The following is a 17,367-nucleotide window of genomic DNA, read 5'->3' as shown; positions in this document are numbered from 1 at the left end:
GAAAACAGCGAGCGCAGACGCCCGCAGGTTCAAGCCGGCCGGCTGCTGCGCCATTGCACGGCCAGCACGCTGCCGAGCACGATCGCCAAGCCGAGCAGCGACAGGCCGGTAAGCGATTGGCCGAGCAAGGCCCAACCGAGGATCACCGCGGTCAGCGGGCTCAGCAGGCCGAGCGAAGACACCGCCACCTGCGGCAAACGCGCCAGGCCGCGGAACCACAGGGCATACGAGACCAGGGCGCCGGCGATCGACAGATAGGCATAGGCCGAGACCTGGATCGGGCTCAGGCGCGGCAGCGGCGCATCGACGGCGAGGGCGACCGGCGCCAACATCAGCCCGCCGAGCAGCAACTGCCAACCGGTTAAAGCGAACACCGGCATATCGCTGCGCCAGCGCCGGGTCAGGTAGTTGCCGGTCGCCATGCAGGCGGCGCCGGCCAGGGCCGCGGCGATGCCGACCGGCTCCCACACCGTGCTCGGCGACAGCAGCAGCACGGCCATGCCGACCACGCCCAGCACGCTGGCCCAGACCACGAACTGCAAAGGCCGGCGCTGGTCGATGGCCCAGGTCAGGGCGATCACCAGCAAGGGCTGGATCGCGCCGACCACCGCGGCGAGACCGCCGGGTAGGCGGTAGGCGGCGACGAACAGCAGGCCCTGGAACAGGGCGATGTTCAATCCCGCCAGGACCAGCAGGCGCAGCCATTGGCCGCGCGCCGGCCAATGGCGCATGAAGGCGACCAGCAGCAGACCGGCCGGCAGGGTGCGGATCAAGGCCGCGGTGTAGGGGCGGTCCGGCGGCAGCAGCTCGGATGCGACGATGTAGGTGGAACCCCAGATGGCCGGGGCCAGGGCGGTCAGCAGGATGTCGATCCCGGCGGGACGTTGCGCGATAGGGCTCATGAAACTATCTTCAATTCAAGATAAGATCCTAGCCTGAAGACAGTTTATCTTGAAGTCAAGATACTTGGAGCCCGCATGGCCAGGACGAAACGCCCGCCCGACTCGGTCGACGCCATCCTCGAACAATGGCGCCGCGAGCGTCCCGACCTCGACGCCAGCCCGATGGGCGCGATCGGTCGGGTCAAGCGCTGCGCCGCGCTGCTGCAACGTCGCCTGGACAAGACTTTCTCGGCGTTCGGCATGACCAGTTGGGAGTTCGACGTGCTGGCCACGCTGCGGCGTTCCGGCACGCCGCATTGCCTGGCGCCGACCGCGCTGTTCTCGGCGCTGATGATCACCTCGGGCACGATGACCCACCGCCTGCAGCGGCTGGAAGCGGCCGGCTGGATCGAACGCCAGGCCAACCCCAACGACGCGCGCAGCCTGCTGGTACAGCTGACGCCGGCCGGCCTGGCCTTGATCGACCGCGCGGTCGAGGCGCATATCGAGAACGAGCGCCGGATCATGGCGACGCTGGCGCCGGCCAATTTGAGCTCGCTCGACGACGCGCTGTCGGAGCTGCTGACGATGCTGGAGTCCACCGCCGTATAAGCGACGCATCGGCGCAGCCCGAACCGCCGTGATCGGCCCGAACCGAGCGCGATGCGACACCAGCGGGAACGCTCAAACTGAACCACCGTCGCCGGGGTTAAGTGGCAGTCACCCGACGCGTCCATGCTGGCCACGGAAAGCACACTTCCGCCCAGGGGACGACCATGCAGCTACCGATCGGACGGCCAGGCAACCGCAACCTCGCCCAGTTTCCGATGCACGCCATGAGCGGTGCGAACGAGCCCGACGGTTGCATCCATCCAAACGACAAGCATGCGCATGGTTTCGGCACCTATCGCGCGGCGACCGATCGGCAAGTGGGATCGCGCTGGGTCGCGGCACTGAGGCGGACGCTGGATCCGCGATTCCTCGCTACGCCGCTGCAGGAACTCGCCCTGCAAGCCATCAACGGAATGCCCGGCTCGGCGGAACCCGAGATCGGTTGGCATACGCCGACCTGCGTGTGCGTGTCTTTCGCATGGCGACTGCGCGGCGAGCCGGATCTCAACGACCGCTATCTGGCCGACTTCGGGCTGATGCGCTCATGGGTCGATCTGCATTGCCGTATCCCGATGCATGCGAGCTATGCCCGCAACCCCGGGGAACTGACGGGGCAGTCACAGCCCATCGCCTAAGTTGTATCGCACGCAACGTGCACCACCTGGGGAAGGCCATGCGCCTGTCGATCCGATTGAGGCGAAACGGCAATCCGAAGCTGTCGCCCGTGCCCATGTCCGACCTGGGCGTGGCCGCCCTGGACGGCCTGCCTGGCGTCACCGCACCGAAGATCACCGACACCATCCGCGAGGATGCGATCTTCTCGTTCGTCTGGAGCGGCCCCGGCATGCCCAAGGTCACCGACGAGTACTTGCAGGGCTTCGGCTTGTCGCGCGTCGAGTGAGCCTCGGCCGCGGCGCATCGCCCCGCGCTCGCCGGGGCCTCAGCGCGCGCGGACCTGCTCGGCCGCCGCACCCGGCACGCCTTCGCGAATGAGTTCCGAGAACGCCGACGAGTCGCCCGCTGCGCGCGCGCGATCGGTCACGCGTCCGCGGCCGTGCAGGCTGCGGTAGTCGTACCCCGCCATCAAACCGTCCTGGTCGTAGGCGTACTCGGCCAGATAACCCGACAGCAGCAAACGGTAATCGAGCGGCAAGCCCGGCGCTATCTGGCGCATCAGGTCGAACACGATGGTGGTGCAGTTGCTGGTCAGGGTGTTGTAGAAGCTCGGCTGCCTTTCCAGCTCGCGCGCCTGCGCCACATAGCCCAGGAACAGCGAACGCAGCGCCGCCTTCGGCAGCCGCAAGCGGTACAGATACACCTCTTCGTTGCGCACGTTGCTGCGCACCCGCAGGATGTCGCGCTCGTCGGCCGCCACCAGGGCGGTCTCGAACTCGCGGAAGAAACCGCCCAGGGTCGAGAACTCTTCGCCGCGCTCCTTGCGGATCTCGACCGAGAACACCAGCTTGCGGCCGTCGTCGAAACCGAACGACACCAGGGTGTGGGCGATCGCCGGCCCCATCCAGTACGACAGCACCAGGTCCGCCGACTGCAGGCGGCCGAGGTCGTATTCGCGGCGCTCCCATCGCGGCGTGTAGTCGCTGTCGCTGCGCCAATCGAAATTGCGCACGTTGTCGAGCCGGACCCGGTCGCCGTCGACGTGCGCATGCAAATGGCGGGCGACATCGTCGGCCCACGCCCGATGTTGCGACGGGCGCAAGGTGCTCCACCACAGCAGCACGCCGGCCAGGGCCAACAGATACCCCCACAAGGCCGGCCTGCGCAGGCGGCGCGCGGCGAACAGGGCCGCCAACGCGCTCACCGCGAAGACCGCGACGATCGCGCCCTTGAACGCGACCGCCAGCGGCAGTCGATACCACAAGGCCAAGCCGCCCCAGGCGGCCGACAAGGCGATCGCCGGCGCCAGCAATATCCAGCGCAGCCAGAACGCCCGACGCCTGCCTCCGTGCTCCAACGTGTGCCCGACCTCGCTCATGCGCTCGCCCCGTGGCAGCCGCGAAAGCGCGACGGAGGCCGGATGACCGCAACCTCGTACGCGCGGCACGCTGGCAGGCGCGCGCACGACCGCGCCTCAGCGGCGGCCGAGCGCGCCGGCGTTCGCGTGTCCAGGAAAGTCATCGAATCGTCCGTCATGCGAGAAGTACGCCTAGTTTGCCGGCCGCCGGGGTGTGCCGGAACCGCCGGCATCGGGACAGACCCGGCGACGAGCTTACGTCGCCGGGCGATGAGCCCGCATGACGACCCTGCGCATGGCGCGAATACCAACCCGGTTCCGGGTCGCGACATCCGCCGTGCGGCGCATGAGGAAGCGTGATCCAACGAACGGAAGCTCGCTGGCGACGTCGCTAGTCTCGATCGACATCTCACGCCCCGCATCGGAACTCGCATGGTCGGTATCCATCAGGTATGGCCGTATTTCGCGATGCTGCTGGCGGCATCGGCCTTCGCCGCCCTGCCCTGGTTCCGGGCGGCCGACCGCGCGCCGCCGCAAGCGGGCAAACGCAGCGACACCCTCGACGGCCTGCGCGGCTTTCTCGCCCTCAGCGTGTTCGCCAGCCACGTGATCGTCCACCACGAGTACCTGCGCAGCGGCGTGTGGAAACCGTCGCCGTCGGCGTTCTACAACACCGCCGGCCTGCTCGGGATCTGCCTGTTCTTCATGATCACCGGCTTCTTGTTCTGGAACAAACTGCTCGAGGCCGGCGGCCGGCCGCCTTGGAAGGCGTTGTATATCGGTCGCGTATTCCGCCTGGGGCCGATGTATCTGGTCGCGGTGCTGACGATGATCGCCATCGTCGCCTATCGCACCGGTTTCCAATGGCGGGTGCCGCCGTCGCAGGCGATCGCCTCGGCCCTGGGTTGGCTGGCGCTCGGCATCGTGCCGCCACCGCCGACCCTCAACGGTTATGCCGACACCGGCACCATCCTGGCCGGGGTGACCTGGACCTTGTTCTTCGAGTGGCTGTTCTATTTTTCTCTGCCGGTCTCGGCCTGGTTCGTGCGCCGCGGCCGCCACCTGGCTTTCAGCGCCGGCCTGGTCGCGCTATGCCTGCTGACGATAGCCGCAGCGAGCTGGAACGGCGGTTTCGAGCCCGGGCTCAAGCCGCGCCCGATCCTGCTGTTGGCGATACTGGCCGAACTGGTGCTGATGCTCGGCGCCGGTATGTTCGTCGCCTCGCTGCTGCATGCCGGCATCGGCGCGCGCGTGCGCTGGCAGCGGCCGCTGTGGAGCGTGGTCGCGCTGCTCTGCCTGGTGGCGCTGTTCGCCACGATGATCTCGGCCGCACCGCGCATCGGGCTGGCGCAGTTGTTCCTGCTGTGTCCGCTCGCCGGCGCGTTCTTCTTCATCGTCTGCTCGGGCAACCGTTTGTTCGGCCTGCTGTCGTGGCCGGCTTCGCGTCGGCTGAGCCAGCTGAGCTACGGCATCTATCTCTCGCAGGGGCTGATCCTGGTCGCGGTGTTCGCGATCCCGGGCACCGCTGCCTACGCCGCCCGCGGCGGCCTGGCGTTCTGGAGCATCTACATCGGCTGCGCCTTGCTGCTGTGCGCGAGCGCGCTGCTGACCTATCGCTACGTCGAAGAACCCGGCATCCGCATCGGCAAGCACATCGCAAGCCGGCTCGGCGCCAAGTCCGACGCGGGGGTACCGCTGCCGGCAACGACTTAGCGTGAAACGCGTAAAGCCGTATCGGGCACTCCCACACACCTTCCCCAGAACCTTGGTTTCGATGCAGGCGTGGTCGCCGCTGCGCACGGAACCGCACGCTCGCCCCCCCCCATCAAAACGGAGACTTGCAATGACCTACGCCTATCTCGGCGCAGAACCGCCCGGTCAGAGCGCATTCGGATCGACCCCGGCCGACGTCAAGCTGGCCAGCGGTTTCAAGCAGTGGAAGTCGGACAGCCTCACCATCAGCCGCGCCAACCTCAGGAGGCTGGTGAACAACGGCACGCTGGCCCTCGAGGCAGAACGCTGGTGTAGCGGAGAAAAACGCGAGGACGGCTGGTTCTTCAGCTCGGAGCTGGATGAACCGGCCGACTACCACGCATCTCCCTACTTCTACCGCTTCGACATCACCGGCCTGACCCAGAAGGCATGGACGGTGCTCGGCAATTACGGCGCGCCGGAGATGCACCTGTACCTCGACAGCGACGACCTCGACACGGCGACCAAGATCGTGGTGATCTGGTTAGCCAGGCCCAGGCAGTTGCTGGTCATGTCGCCGGTCGGCGTGAACCTGATCGATCTGCGCATCGGCAAGAATCCGGATGTGTGGCTGCCCCTCGAGGACTACGACGGAGCCTGAGTCCGCGCGATGGTCCCGGCCGCGCAAGGCCGGGGCCATCGAGGTGCGGCAGTCGGGCTTGTGCGAATGCGTCGGCGGCGTCTCCCGCCCGCCGATCGGCTGTCGTGGCAGCCTGCCTGCGGCGCTTCCGCATCCACCGGGCATAAGCGGACACGCAGCCGCAGCGCATGCGCCTGCTTGGCGGCCTTTCACACTCGCTCCTCCGACAACGTTCGTTTCCGATGCGGGTACGGCCGACGCCGCGCCCGCGGTCGACCGCGACTGTGCATGCAGCGCGCGTTCGCCCTCAACTCATCGAAACGGAGACGTGCAATGACGACTTATGCCTATCGTGGCGAAGAAGGCCCCAGCGGAGGCAAACCCGGACGCACTCCGGGCGAGGTCAAACTGGCCGGCGGCTTCAGACCGTGGAAGTCCGACGGCCTGGCCACCAGCCGCGCCAACCTCAAGTATCTGGTCGACAACGGCAAGCTGGCCTTGGAGGCCGAGCGTTGGTGCATCGACAAGAACCGTGAGAACGGCTGGTTCTTCAGCTCGGGCCTGGACGAAGAAACCGCCTACGACACCGCCCAGTATTTCTACCGCTTCGACACCACCGGCCTGGTACAGAAACCCTGGGAAGTGCTCGGCAAGAAGGACGTGCCGAGGATGAAGCTGTTCCTCGACAGCAACGACCTCGACATGGCGACCAAGATCGCGGTGATCTGGTTCGCGCGTCCGAAGGAACTGCTGGTGATGTCGCCGGTCGGCGTGAATCTGATCGATCTGCGCATCAAGGTGAAGCCGGCGGTGTGGCAACCGCTCAAGGATGTCCCGAGCCCCTGAGCCGGCGCGGCGGCCCCGGATGCCCAGGCCGGGGCCATCGCCAGGCAGTGACCGGCCTCATGCGAATGCACACGGCGGCAACGGCCGCCCCTGGCCGATCGGGTTTCACGGCGGCTTGCTTGCCGCGTTTCGCTAAACATCCCGCCATTCGGCCCGCAGGAGTCCGCCTCATGGGAACCAAGTCGTCGAAGGAGGCCGAACAGGCCAAGGCCAGAGCCGAAACCATCAGCGATCTGTTCGCGCTGTCGAAAGTCGATCCCCAGGACGGCATCGATGCGGTAACCCTCGACGGCATCGTCCGCCATCTCCGCAAAGCCTCGATGCAATCCGACGATTGGGCGGCGATGGACATCCTGCATCGCGTGCAGTGGTACCAGACGGTGCAGGGCCTCGTGCGGAAGATCGGCATGAGCGCGCAGCGGCAATCGGAGATCCTGGAGGAACTCTACCCATTGCTCAATCACGACAGAAAAATGCGGGACGCCGGAATATCGCCGCCGGACGGCGACGACAGCAGCGACAGCAGCGATAGCGATAGCGATAGCGGCAGTACCAGCGGCAGCGATGTTCCAGCCCACCCATCGTTCCTGTTGCGCGAGCTCGACGCCTTGCTCGCCAACACCCACAGCTATCTTGCGCTTGCGGGTTGGACCCGGGAGCGGCTGATCCGTTTCGACACCGGATCGTTGATGGCAGCGGTGAGAGCCGACCAGGACTTCATCAAGAAGTCCACCGACTACACGCCTCCTCCGCCGGTCAATCTCACCAACTTCATTCCGACTACCGCTTCTACCTCCACGTCCGGCTCCTCCTCGGCCCCGACAGCACGGCTCAAGATCGACTACTGGAATCTGCCCGAGAGCGAGAAGGCGTCGGCCGCCAGCAAAGTAGCCGACGAATACAACCGTTCTCTCGCCAATACCACCGGCGCAGCGCCGTCGACGAATGCGGTAGCGATCGCGGCTTTCATGGCCAACCGAGAGGTGGCGATCAGAGCGGTCATGGCCGGCTACGATTTCTTCGAACCCACCCAGGGCGCTCGCAAGCTTCTCGGCCAGACCGCCGTGGCGATCGAATTGGCCCTAGGCGTGGCGTCCACACTGGCCGGACGAGGCGTTTCCAGCATCACCGAATCGACGATGCAACAGAGCCCGGACGGGTTCGACAACCAAGGCCTGAAGAAACTGTAAAGCTCGCGACTGGTTGAATCTCGGTTGCCGACTCCAGCGCAGGCCCCGAAGGTCGGGAATCGCGACGACGCCTGCCGCCGGAAACGCCGCCTTGACCCCGGCGCCACCCCACAGGGGGTTGCGGCGCATCGAACGCAGTCGCAAGGCGGCCGCGTTCACTGGTATATCTGCCCATCCGGCCTCGCCATGGCCGATCCGCAGACAAGGCCGTCGCTCCCATGCTGTTTCGTCGTTTTCTCCTGCTCCTCGCCGCCCTGGCATCGATCGCCGCCGCCACCGTCGCCGCCGTGGTGCAACCTTTCGTCAGCCCCTTGCCCTCACAACCCGTCGCCGTCGACGCAGCGCGGCTGAAGGCCGACGTGAAGCACCTGTCGGTCGACCTGTACCCGCGCAGCTACGATCAGTTCGACAACATCGACCGCGCCTCGCGCTTCATCCATGACGAGTTCGCCCGCACCGGCGGCCGCGTGTCCTATCAGGAAGTGGCAGTCGAAGAGAGCCGCTATCGCAACGTCATCGTGCGCTTCGGCCCCGACACCGGACCGGTGCGGGTGATCGGCGCGCATTACGACTCCTTCGCCGACATCGGCGTCGGCATCGACACCGACGATGCGCGCGGCTATTCGCCGCGCACCCACACCCCGGGCGCCGACGACAACGCCAGTGGTGTCGCCGGATTGTTGGAACTGGCGCGCCTGCTCGGCCGCAACCGGCCCGCGCATGCGGTCGAGCTGGTCGCCTACACCCTGGAAGAACCACCGCATTTCCGCAGCGGGCACATGGGCAGTGCCTGGCATGCGCGTGCGCTCAAGGCCAGCGGTCGCAAAGTGGAGTTCATGCTGTCGCTGGAAATGATCGGCCGCTTCAGCGACCGCCCCGGCAGCCAGCGCTATCCAGTGCCCGGCATGGACCGTTTGTACCCGGACCGCGGCAATTTCGTGGTCCTGGTCGGCAAGATGAGCGACTTCGGCACCCTGCGCCGGCTCAAGGCGACCATGGCCGGGGCCAGCGACCTGCCCGTGCACTCGATCAATGCCTTGCCGCTATTGCAGGGCATCGATTTTTCCGATCACCTGAGCTATTGGCACGAAGGCTATCCGGCGTTCATGGTCAGCGACACCGCCTTCCTGCGCAGCGACACCTACCACCAGGCCAGCGACACCTACGACAAGCTCGACTACACGCGCATGGCGAAAGTGGTGCAGGCGGTGTATGCCATCGCCCAGCGGCCCGGCACCGGTTGAATCGTCGCGCGCATGCAACCCGCGACGCCGCCGGTTGCATGCACGCCACGCGTCCGGGCCGAACCGCGCCTCAGGCCGCGGCGACGCGCACCACCCGCTTGCCGAGGTTCTGCCCTTCGAGCAGGCCGATGAATGCGGCCGGTGCATTCTCCAGGCCTTCGACCACGTCTTCGTGCAACTTGACCCGACCCTCGGCAACCCACTCGCCCATCTCGCGGCTGAAGGTTTCGAAACGATCGCCATAGTGGTCGAGGATGATGAAGCCCTGCATGCGGATGCGCTTCTGCAGCAGCGCGGTCATCGTCTGCGCCAGACGATCCGGTCCGGAGGCGCGCTCAGCGCCGTTGTAGTGCGCGATCACGCCGCAGACCGGCACGCGCGCGCCGATGTTGAGCAATGGCAGCACCGCATCGAACACCGCACCGCCGACATTTTCGAAGTACACGTCGATGCCGTCGGGACAGGCCGCGGCGAGTTGCTCGGCCAGCCGCGGGTCGTGACGGTCCAGGCACACGTCGAAGCCGAGCTCCTCGACCGCATGGCGGCATTTGTCGGCGCCGCCGGCGATGCCGACCACGCGCGCGCCCTTGAGCTTGGCGATCTGCCCGACCACCGAGCCGACCGCGCCGGTCGCCGCGGCCACGACCACGGTTTCGCCTGCCTGGGGCTGGCCGATGTCGAGCAAGCCGACGTAAGCGGTGAAGGCCGGCATGCCGAGCCCGCCCAAGGCGAGCGAGGGACGCGCCATCTCGCCGAGCGCCTGCAGATCCTTGCCGTCGGACAGGGCGTAGTCCTGCCAGCCGGCATTGCCGAGCACCACCTCGCCGATGCGGAACTGCGGGTGCCTGGAGGCCGCGACACGGCTGACCGTGCCGCCGACCATCGGCGCGCCCAGCGCCACCGGCGGCGCATAACTGGTCCCGGCTTCGTCCATCAGATTGCGCATGTAGGGATCGAGCGACAGGTACAGCGTGCGCAGCAGCACCTGGCCTTCGTCGGGCGTCGGTACGGCGGTTTCTTCGAAGCGGACGTCCTGCGTCGTCGGCAGGCCGCTCGGGCGGTTCACCAGGACGATGCGGCGGTTGACGGTATCGCGTTGCGACATGAGTGCATTCCTTTAGCGGTGGGGTTGGTTGTAGGGTGGCGGCCGGCCCGCAACAAATAGACCGGTCGTCTATAGAGCAGGCAAAACAAAGGCGGGAGCGCAGGCACGCTCCCGCCTCAGGCGTCTTGGGCCAGGCCGAGCCGCTCGCGCGTGCCGGTCATGGCCATGTCCAGGCTGCTGCGGTCGCGGGCGATCTTGGCCAGCAGACTGGCGCCGAGCCAGCTCTGATAAAGCGCGACCGCGGTCGCCTGCGAGTCCGATGCGTCGGCGAGATTGGCGAGTGAGCCGTCCACGCGCCCGGCTTCGATACCTTGCGCCAGCCGATCGATGACCCCGCGCGTACCGCGCGCCAGCGCCGCGCGCATGCTTTCCGACAGATCGCAGACCTCGGCGCCGAGCTTGACCACCGGGCAACGGCTTTGGCTTTCCTCGCCGGTTTGCGAGTCGAGCCAGTCGTTGAAGAAGGCGATCACCCGCTGCGCCCCGGTGCCGGGCTGCGCCAGCAAGGCATCCATACGTCCCAGGTACTCGGCGAAATAGACCTCGAGCACCGCTTCGCCGAAGGCTTCCTTGGACCCGAAGTAGTGATAGAACGAGCCCTTCGGCACCTGCGCCGCGGCCAGCACTTCCGACAACCCGACCGCGGTGAAACCCTTGCGCAGGAACAGCGGGTGGGCCACCTCGAGGATGTGGCGGCGGACGTCGGTGGAGGCGGGGGTGGCGTTCATGGGATGGCACGATAGCGCCTATTAGACCGGTCGTCTAGTGATTAAATGACTGTTTTGCATCCTTCGCTGTAGGAGCGACGTTTCACGTGACTTCCTTCGGTCATAAGTCGTGGCCGCGGGACACGCACAGATCACGGGGCCGTCGTCGTTCGCCGAAGCGGCATTTCCTCGCCAGGGTAGGAGCGGCGCGAGCCGCGACCGCGTCGCATCAATCTCGCGCCGATGCCGGCCGCAGCCCGTCAGGGTGGAGCGGCGCAAGTCGCGACCGCCATGCTTCGGGTCTTGCTGCGTATCGCTCAAGCAAGATCAAGATCAAGATCTAGATCTAGATCTAGATCTAGATCAAACGCTAAAAGCTTCCGCCACTAAAGCGGCGGGTTACTTTCTTTTGTCTAAAGCAACAAAAGAAAGCTAACCAAAGAAAAATGCTTTGTTTTGAATCACCAGCCCGCACGAGCGATGCATCCGCAGGGATTTTTCATACGGGACATCCCTGTCCCGATGAAAAACGGCCTGCATCCCTGCAGGCCGCCCTCCGGGTCTTCGATTGCCTTCGCGAGGGCGAGATGACGCACAGCCAGAGCCAGATCTAAAGCCTTGGATCGAAGTGGCTTCGAAAGATTCTCATCAACCAAGATTCGCGGTCGCGGCTCGCGCCGCTCCTACCCAAGAGCAACCGAATTGCCGTTGCTGTTGCCTTTGCCTTTGCTGTTGCCGTTGCCGTTGCCTTTGCCTTTGCCTTTGCCGTGAAAGCTTGGCGCAGTGCCAAACTTGCGATGCGATCGTAGACCCGGAGGGCGGCGCACAGGACGTGCGCCCGGCTTCTAAATGGAATGCCCCGATAGGACAAGGATGTCCTATCGAAAAATCCCGGCGCGAGCACCGTACTCGTACGGGAGCTTCGTCAAGGAAGGCCTCCCTTTGGTTAGCTTTCTTTTGGGCCAGCAAAAGAAAGTAACCCGGCCGCGTTAGCGGACGGAAGCTTTAGATCTTGCCTTGGCTTCACCGCCCTGCGGTAAGAAACGTCGCAACGTCAAGCAACGCGGTCGCGGCTCACGCCGCTCCTACAGAAAACCGGGCGCCTGCCCAGCAACCCGATATGCCGATGCCGCCCCCGATCACGCCAGCACTTGCCGCAGATAAGGCGCAGTGCGACTGATCTTCGACCGCACGACCTGTTGCGGCGTACCGCTGGCGACGATCTGCCCGCCCTGCTCGCCCGCGCCGGGGCCGATGTCGATGACCCAATCGCTGTCGGCGACCACGCGCATTTCGTGCTCGACCACGACCACGGTGTTGCCGGCTTCGACCAGGCCGTGCAATTGCGCCATGAGCTTGTCGACATCGGCCGCATGCAGGCCGGTGGTCGGCTCGTCGAGCACGTACAAGGTGTCGCCGTGTTGGCTGCGCTGCAGCTCGGTCGCCAGCTTGATGCGCTGCGCTTCCCCGCCGGACAGCTCGGTCGCCGGCTGTCCCAGGCGCAGATAACCCAGGCCGATGTCGCGCAGCAGGCTCAGCGAGCGCCGGATCGTCGCTTCGCCGTCGAAGAAGGCGAGCGCTTCGTCGACCGTCATCGCCAACACTTCGGCGATGTTGCGCCCGTTCCAGACGACTTCGAGGGTCTTGGCGTTGTAACGGCTGCCGTGGCAGGTCGGGCACGGCGCGTACACGGTCGGCATGAACAGCAATTCGACCTGGACGAAGCCCTCGCCCTCGCAGGTGTCGCAACGCCCCTGGGCGACGTTGAAGGAAAACCGCCCGGCATTGTAGCGGCGGGTCTTCGCCATCGCGGTCGCGGCGAACAGCTTGCGCACGTGATCGAACAAGCCGGTGTAGGTGGCCAGGTTCGAGCGCGGGGTACGGCCGATCGGTTTCTGGTCGACGTTGACCAGGCGCTTGATCGCGTCGGCGCCGGCATGCAGGCGCCCGGATACGCGCGCGAGCGGGCCGGGTTGCGGCGTGTCGCTGTCGCTCTCTTCGACCACCGGCTCATGGCCCAGGTGCTCGCCGACCAATTCGACCAGGGCCTGGCTGACCAAGCTCGATTTGCCCGAACCCGACACGCCGGTAACCGCGGTGAACGCGCCCAAAGGAAAGCGTGCGTCGAGGCCGTGCAGATTGTTGCGATGCAGGCCGCGCAGTTCCAGCCAGCCCGACGGCTTGCGCGAAGGCCGTGGCGGGGCGACGACGAGATCGAACAGATACGGCCGGGTACGCGAAGCCTCGATCTCGCGCAGCCCCTCGGGCGGGCCGCTGTAGAGGATGCGTCCGCCGTGTTGTCCGGCGTCGGGACCGACGTCGACCAGCCAGTCAGCGCGGCGCAAGGTTTCCAGATCGTGCTCGACCAGGAACACGGTATTGCCGGCGGCCTTGAGTTGGTCCAGCGCGCGATGCAGCGCCTCGCTGTCGGCCGGATGCAGGCCCGCCGACGGTTCGTCGAGCACGTAGACCACACCGAACAGATTGGATCGGATCTGGGTGGCCAGGCGCAGCCGCTGCAACTCTCCCGGCGACAGGCTCGGCGTGGCCCGGTCCATCGCCAGATAGCCGAGCCCCAAGGCCTGCAAGGTGCCGATGCGCTCGACCAGGTCGTGGGCGATGCGCTGCGCGGCGATGCGTTTTTCCTCGGACAGGTTCGGTGTGCGCCGCACGTCGGAGCTGCCGGCATGCGCCAGCCCGCCGGCGGCGATGCGCTTGGCTTCGGCGCTGCGGCCGGCGGCGCGGCTGCGGGTGGCGGCGCTCGCAGGCGCATCGAAGCGACCTTCCGCCGCGGGCTTCAGCACCTCGGCGATCCGGTCCAGCGACAACTGCGACAGGCTGCCGATGTCCAGCCCGGCGAACGTCACCGACAAGGCTTCGCGTTTCAGACGCCGGCCCTCGCAGAGCGGGCACTGCGCGCCGATCATGTAGCGCGACACGCGCTTCTTCATCAGCGCACTCTGGGTGCTGGCGAAGGTATGCAGCACGTACTTGCGCGCGCCCATGTAGGTGCCCATGTAGCTGGGCTCGGCCTTGCGGCGCAGCGCGGCGCGGGTCTCGGCGACGCTGAAGCCGGCATACACCGGTACCGAGGGCTGCTCCTCGGTGAACAGGATCCACTCGCGATCCTTCTTCGACAGATCGCGCCAGGGCTTGTCGATGTCGTAGCCCAGGGTGACCAGGATGTCGCGCAGGTTCTGTCCATGCCAGGCCGGCGGCCACGAGGCGATCGCGCGCTCGCGGATGCTCAGCGACGGGTCCGGCACCATCGACTGTTCGGTCACTTCATAGACGTAGCCCAGGCCGTGGCAGTTCGGGCAGGCGCCCTGCGGCGTGTTCGGCGAGAAATCCTCGGCGTACAGCATCGGCTGCTGGGCCGGATAGCTGCCGGCGCGCGAGCACAGCATGCGCAGCAAGCTCGACAAGGTGGTCACGCTGCCGACCGTCGAACGTACGTTGGGGCTGCCGCGTTGCTGCTGCAGGGCCACCGCAGGCGGCAGGCCTTCGATCGCATCGACGTCGGGCACGCCGACCTGATCGATCAGGCGCCGCGCGTACGGCGACAGGGATTCCAGATAACGCCGCTGGGCTTCGGCATAGAGCGTACCGAAGGCGAGCGAGGACTTGCCCGAACCCGACACGCCGGAAAACACCACCAGCGCATCGCGCGGGATGTCGACGTCGATGTCCTTGAGGTTGTGCTCGCGCGCGCCGCGGACACGGACGAAAGCATCGAAACCGGGGTCGCGGCGGAGCTGTTTCTTGGCCATAAGGACGGGATTGGAGCACTGGGAATGCGGCAGGGCGGTGAAGATACCCGCTCGCGCCCGGCTTGGGGAGCGCGGCGCCGTACCGAATCGGCCGTGCCGATTCGCTGCGAGCCTCCGGGTGCGCGCCGGCCGCATGCGTGCCGGCCCCGACGGGTCCGCTGCGATTTGTCCGGGCAAGGCGGCGCTGCGAAACGGACTAAGAAGTCTTAAAGCATCGCCAGGCCCCAATCCACCGTCCCAACTACCGCCCCGATGCATCGCAGCGACAGCAGCCCGCAACCGCGGCGCTCTGCGATTGGCTCGGCCAGGCATCGGCGCTGAAGACACCGTTGTCTTTCAACGAAGGTGCCTGCGGTCGCTGCATCGCCGCGCAAACAGGACGATGGCGTCGATATCCGCGGTCGCCGCGGATTCTTCGCGATGCTTTCATGGCTATCCCAGACGCGGATCGCGATGCAATCATCGAGAACGTGATCGGATACCACGGCCTGCGCGGATGACAACGATATCGGCCATTTCCCCGTGCCACGCGGAACGCTAGGTTCGCGCTGCACCCAGGCCGTGCACCGACCCGTATTCGCGGGCGGCCCCATCCGCAAGAGGAACCGCAATGAAGAAGCTAGCTCTGACCGGGCTGATCGCAGCAGCATGCATGTTGATCGGGCCGACCGCGCAAGCCGTGGTCGTGGGCGGGATCGTCAGCACCGATGCGCATTGGCCGGCGACCACCGCCGGCTACAACCAGCTCACCTTCTACGATCAGGTCAACCACGACGGCGGCTCGCGTTCGAACTATTACTGGGCCAACCAGTTCTGGTTCCACGGCGGCGACGGCGGCTACATCGGCTTGCAGAACCGCAGCGGTCAACGCTGGCTCAACTTTTCGATCTGGCTCGCCAGCGGCTGGGATGCATCGAGCCGCGCCAGCTGCGGCCACTTCTCCCACGAAGGCAGCGGCGTGCAGTGCCAGATCAAGTGGAACTGGAAGCCCGGCCACAAGTACAAGGTCGACGTGATCCGCGCCTCGACCAAGGTGAGCGGCGTGGTCACCGACCTGATGACCGGCGAAAGCATCACCGTCGCCACGATCAACATCCCGGCCACCTGGAGCGGCTTCAAGAGCCAGACCGTCAGCTTCGTCGAGGAGTACAGCCAGGGCGCGAACCAATTGCCCTCGTGCAACGTGATCGGCGCGCAGTCCTCGGTGTTCTACCTGCCGGTCGCCAACGGCAACCTGCCGGCGACCAGCCAGACCACCAAGACCTACGGCAACTGCAACGACAAGAACCTCGCCCACGCCGCCTGCGACGCCACCGGCAAGTGCATGAACATCGTCAGCAACCTGGACGGATACGCATCGCCGAGCGAATGATCGCGCGCCGTGGCAAGACCCGCATAAAACAAGGGCCCGCGTTGCGGGCCTTTGTCTTGCTGCGGCGCCGGGCTCGATCGTCGACCGAGCCCGGCGCTGATCGCGGTTACCGACCCTGTACGGCGTCGCCACCGGCGGCCGAAGCCGAGGCTTCGGGCGTGGCCGGCGCAGCGGCCGGTGCTGCCGGTACGACAGGAACCGCGGGAGCCGCAGGCGCCTGCGCGGGGGCCACGGAACTTGCAGGAGCGGCCACCACCGCAGGGCCTGCAGCGGCTTCGCTGACGACGGTCGTCGCGGGCGCAGCGGCAACCGCCGGCGCCGCCGCATCGGCGCTGAAGGCGACGAGCGAAGCGTCGTTGAGCCGGTAGGTGCCCAGGATGTCCGGCATCATCGCGTGGCGATGACGGTTCCAGGTCCAGTACTCTCCGGCGCGTATCTGGCGGAAACCGTTCCACACGCTGACCTTCTGCTCGCGCTCGACGCGCCCCTCCTGCGAAAACTCGTAGGCGAACATCGCCGCGACTTCGGCCGCGGAATGGTCGAGCAACTGGTGCACGCGCGCCGCATCCAGCCCCTCGATATAGCCCTTCTGCTGCTTGCGCGGCATCGCCTCGGCGTCGGCGACCATCGACACCTGGTAACCCCGCGACCAGCCCAGCTTCTCTTCGAGCCCGCCCTTCTTGCCGGGCACGCAATCGTAGAAGCTGGCATTGAGCCCGGTCACCAGCGTGCTGTTCACCGGCGCCCAGCGCAGCGGGCGCAAGCGCAGCACCGGGTTCGTGCACGCCACCGGGTCCTTGCCGACCGGCTTCGGCTTGGCGGCGGCCGCGCCGGACTCGGTACTGGGCTCGGGCTTGGGTTCGGGCAGCACCAGCTTGATGATCGGCGACGAGGTGATGCCGCCGGAGACGAGCGCCGCGCGCAGGCTGGCCTCCATCGAGGTCCGGTAGTCGTAGGGGCCAACGACCTCGTTGCCCCACTTGGCGCCGTCGTTCGCGCCTTTCTGGATGATCGCGCCGACGATCAGGCCGCCGAGCAGGCCGCCGATCAATCCGGCCGTGCCGTGATTCGCGACCAAGCCGTTCATCATCACCGGGTCCACGACCGGACTGGAGACGCCGCTGACCGGCGTCAGCTCGGTCTGGGTCAGGTACAACTCGACCGCGAGTTCAGGCGCCAAGGGATACGGCAAAGGCTCCGGCGGCTTGGCCATGGCGACCGCGCCGTGGGCGGCAAGCGCGACCGCCACTGCGATCCGCGCACGAAAGAAACCTACCGGCCCGCGACGGGCCGATTGCATCGACTGCTTCATTGGATACTGCCCCCTGGATGTTCC

The 17,367-nt window shown here is 66.5% G+C and carries 15 protein-coding genes; 9 read left to right on the top strand and 6 right to left on the bottom strand.

All coding sequences use genetic code 11. The features are described from left to right. Positions 1–29: 29 nt before the first annotated feature. Entirely contained in the window at positions 30–902 is an 873-nt protein-coding gene (locus tag ACTOWK_RS09750; RefSeq protein WP_441329974.1) for an EamA family transporter, read from the bottom strand. 75 nt (positions 903–977) lie between these two features. Here ACTOWK_RS09750 and ACTOWK_RS09745 point away from each other — a divergent pair, with 75 nt between their 5' ends. From ACTOWK_RS09745 to ACTOWK_RS09735, 3 genes are all read left to right on the top strand, one after another. After that, a complete protein-coding gene (locus ACTOWK_RS09745) occupies positions 978–1,493 on the top strand; it encodes a MarR family winged helix-turn-helix transcriptional regulator (RefSeq protein WP_441329973.1) in 516 nt (171 codons plus the stop codon). Positions 1,494–1,657: 164 nt separating this feature from the next. Further along, positions 1,658–2,128, top strand: a complete 471-nt coding sequence (locus ACTOWK_RS09740) for a hypothetical protein (protein WP_441329972.1) — start codon at positions 1,658–1,660, stop codon at positions 2,126–2,128. 38 nt (positions 2,129–2,166) lie between these two features. Then, positions 2,167–2,394 (top strand): hypothetical protein, encoded by a 228-nt coding sequence (locus tag ACTOWK_RS09735; RefSeq protein ID WP_441329971.1) that lies wholly within the window; start codon positions 2,167–2,169, stop codon positions 2,392–2,394. A gap of 39 nt (positions 2,395–2,433) precedes the next feature. On the opposite strand, the gene ACTOWK_RS09730 is transcribed toward ACTOWK_RS09735, so the two are convergent. Next, entirely contained in the window at positions 2,434–3,486 is a 1,053-nt protein-coding gene (locus ACTOWK_RS09730) for an Lnb N-terminal periplasmic domain-containing protein (RefSeq protein ID WP_441329970.1), read from the bottom strand. 411 nt (positions 3,487–3,897) lie between these two features. Between ACTOWK_RS09730 and ACTOWK_RS09725 the strand changes: the two genes are divergently transcribed. The 5 genes from ACTOWK_RS09725 (at position 3,898) to ACTOWK_RS09705 (ending at position 9,077) form a co-directional block, all read left to right on the top strand. Beyond that, a complete protein-coding gene (locus ACTOWK_RS09725) occupies positions 3,898–5,178 on the top strand; it encodes an acyltransferase family protein (RefSeq protein ID WP_441329969.1) in 1,281 nt (426 codons plus the stop codon). Positions 5,179–5,308: 130 nt separating this feature from the next. Beyond that, the gene (locus tag ACTOWK_RS09720; protein ID WP_441329968.1) at positions 5,309–5,818 is read left to right on the top strand and encodes a hypothetical protein; all 510 of its coding nucleotides are present in this window, start codon (positions 5,309–5,311) and stop codon (positions 5,816–5,818) included. A 312-nt stretch (positions 5,819–6,130) separates the two neighbouring features. Beyond that, a complete protein-coding gene (locus ACTOWK_RS09715; RefSeq protein WP_441329967.1) occupies positions 6,131–6,643 on the top strand; it encodes a hypothetical protein in 513 nt (170 codons plus the stop codon). Between the two features lie 170 nt (positions 6,644–6,813). Continuing rightward, complete coding sequence (locus ACTOWK_RS09710) at positions 6,814–7,833, top strand: hypothetical protein (protein ID WP_441329966.1); 1,020 nt, start codon at positions 6,814–6,816, stop codon at positions 7,831–7,833. A gap of 218 nt (positions 7,834–8,051) precedes the next feature. Beyond that, positions 8,052–9,077: a M28 family peptidase gene (locus ACTOWK_RS09705; protein WP_441329965.1), complete on the top strand. Its 1,026-nt coding sequence runs from the start codon at positions 8,052–8,054 to the stop codon at positions 9,075–9,077. A 70-nt stretch (positions 9,078–9,147) separates the two neighbouring features. Here ACTOWK_RS09705 and ACTOWK_RS09700 read toward each other — a convergent pair whose 3' ends face one another. The 3 genes from ACTOWK_RS09700 to ACTOWK_RS09690 all read right to left on the bottom strand — a co-directional run bounded on the left by ACTOWK_RS09700 (position 9,148) and on the right by ACTOWK_RS09690 (position 14,659). After that, positions 9,148–10,182, bottom strand: coding sequence for an NADP-dependent oxidoreductase (locus tag ACTOWK_RS09700; protein ID WP_441329964.1), 1,035 nt, complete (start codon positions 10,180–10,182; stop codon positions 9,148–9,150). Between the two features lie 116 nt (positions 10,183–10,298). Next, on the bottom strand, positions 10,299–10,910 hold the full coding sequence (locus ACTOWK_RS09695) for a TetR/AcrR family transcriptional regulator (RefSeq protein WP_441329963.1): 612 nt from the start codon (positions 10,908–10,910) through the stop codon (positions 10,299–10,301). 1,118 nt (positions 10,911–12,028) lie between these two features. Next, positions 12,029–14,659 carry an excinuclease ABC subunit A gene (locus tag ACTOWK_RS09690; RefSeq protein ID WP_441329962.1) on the bottom strand — a complete coding sequence of 877 codons (2,631 nt, stop codon included), beginning with the start codon at positions 14,657–14,659 and terminating at the stop codon, positions 12,029–12,031. Positions 14,660–15,269: 610 nt separating this feature from the next. Here ACTOWK_RS09690 and ACTOWK_RS09685 point away from each other — a divergent pair. After that, a complete protein-coding gene (locus ACTOWK_RS09685) occupies positions 15,270–16,031 on the top strand; it encodes a DUF3472 domain-containing protein (RefSeq protein WP_441329961.1) in 762 nt (253 codons plus the stop codon). A gap of 106 nt (positions 16,032–16,137) precedes the next feature. Here ACTOWK_RS09685 and ACTOWK_RS09680 read toward each other — a convergent pair whose 3' ends face one another. Then, complete coding sequence (locus tag ACTOWK_RS09680) at positions 16,138–17,331, bottom strand: hypothetical protein (protein ID WP_441329960.1); 1,194 nt, start codon at positions 17,329–17,331, stop codon at positions 16,138–16,140. Positions 17,332–17,367: the final 36 nt, after the last annotated feature.

The sequence above is a fragment of the Lysobacter sp. CA196 genome, from assembly GCF_052078695.1.
Lineage (GTDB): Bacteria > Pseudomonadota > Gammaproteobacteria > Xanthomonadales > Xanthomonadaceae > Lysobacter.
The sequence above is the reverse complement of the archived record's forward strand: the minus strand, read 5'-3'. Positions and strand labels throughout refer to the sequence as shown.

What these genes read in the sequence shown, in the direction of transcription:
- ACTOWK_RS09715 (WP_441329967.1), top strand. Translation starts at nt 6,131, where the DNA reads ATGACGACTTATGCCTATCGTGGCGAAGAAGGCCCCAGCGGAGGCAAA.
- ACTOWK_RS09735 (WP_441329971.1), top strand. Translation starts at nt 2,167, where the DNA reads ATGCGCCTGTCGATCCGATTGAGGCGAAACGGCAATCCGAAGCTGTCG.
- ACTOWK_RS09750 (WP_441329974.1), bottom strand. Translation starts at nt 902, where the DNA reads ATGAGCCCTATCGCGCAACGTCCCGCCGGGATCGACATCCTGCTGACC.
- ACTOWK_RS09695 (WP_441329963.1), bottom strand. Translation starts at nt 10,910, where the DNA reads ATGAACGCCACCCCCGCCTCCACCGACGTCCGCCGCCACATCCTCGAG.
- ACTOWK_RS09690 (WP_441329962.1), bottom strand. Translation starts at nt 14,659, where the DNA reads ATGGCCAAGAAACAGCTCCGCCGCGACCCCGGTTTCGATGCTTTCGTC.
- ACTOWK_RS09685 (WP_441329961.1), top strand. Translation starts at nt 15,270, where the DNA reads ATGAAGAAGCTAGCTCTGACCGGGCTGATCGCAGCAGCATGCATGTTG.
- ACTOWK_RS09680 (WP_441329960.1), bottom strand. Translation starts at nt 17,331, where the DNA reads ATGCAATCGGCCCGTCGCGGGCCGGTAGGTTTCTTTCGTGCGCGGATC.
- ACTOWK_RS09720 (WP_441329968.1), top strand. Translation starts at nt 5,309, where the DNA reads ATGACCTACGCCTATCTCGGCGCAGAACCGCCCGGTCAGAGCGCATTC.
- ACTOWK_RS09725 (WP_441329969.1), top strand. Translation starts at nt 3,898, where the DNA reads ATGGTCGGTATCCATCAGGTATGGCCGTATTTCGCGATGCTGCTGGCG.
- ACTOWK_RS09745 (WP_441329973.1), top strand. Translation starts at nt 978, where the DNA reads ATGGCCAGGACGAAACGCCCGCCCGACTCGGTCGACGCCATCCTCGAA.
- ACTOWK_RS09705 (WP_441329965.1), top strand. Translation starts at nt 8,052, where the DNA reads ATGCTGTTTCGTCGTTTTCTCCTGCTCCTCGCCGCCCTGGCATCGATC.
- ACTOWK_RS09710 (WP_441329966.1), top strand. Translation starts at nt 6,814, where the DNA reads ATGGGAACCAAGTCGTCGAAGGAGGCCGAACAGGCCAAGGCCAGAGCC.
- ACTOWK_RS09730 (WP_441329970.1), bottom strand. Translation starts at nt 3,486, where the DNA reads ATGAGCGAGGTCGGGCACACGTTGGAGCACGGAGGCAGGCGTCGGGCG.
- ACTOWK_RS09700 (WP_441329964.1), bottom strand. Translation starts at nt 10,182, where the DNA reads ATGTCGCAACGCGATACCGTCAACCGCCGCATCGTCCTGGTGAACCGC.
- ACTOWK_RS09740 (WP_441329972.1), top strand. Translation starts at nt 1,658, where the DNA reads ATGCAGCTACCGATCGGACGGCCAGGCAACCGCAACCTCGCCCAGTTT.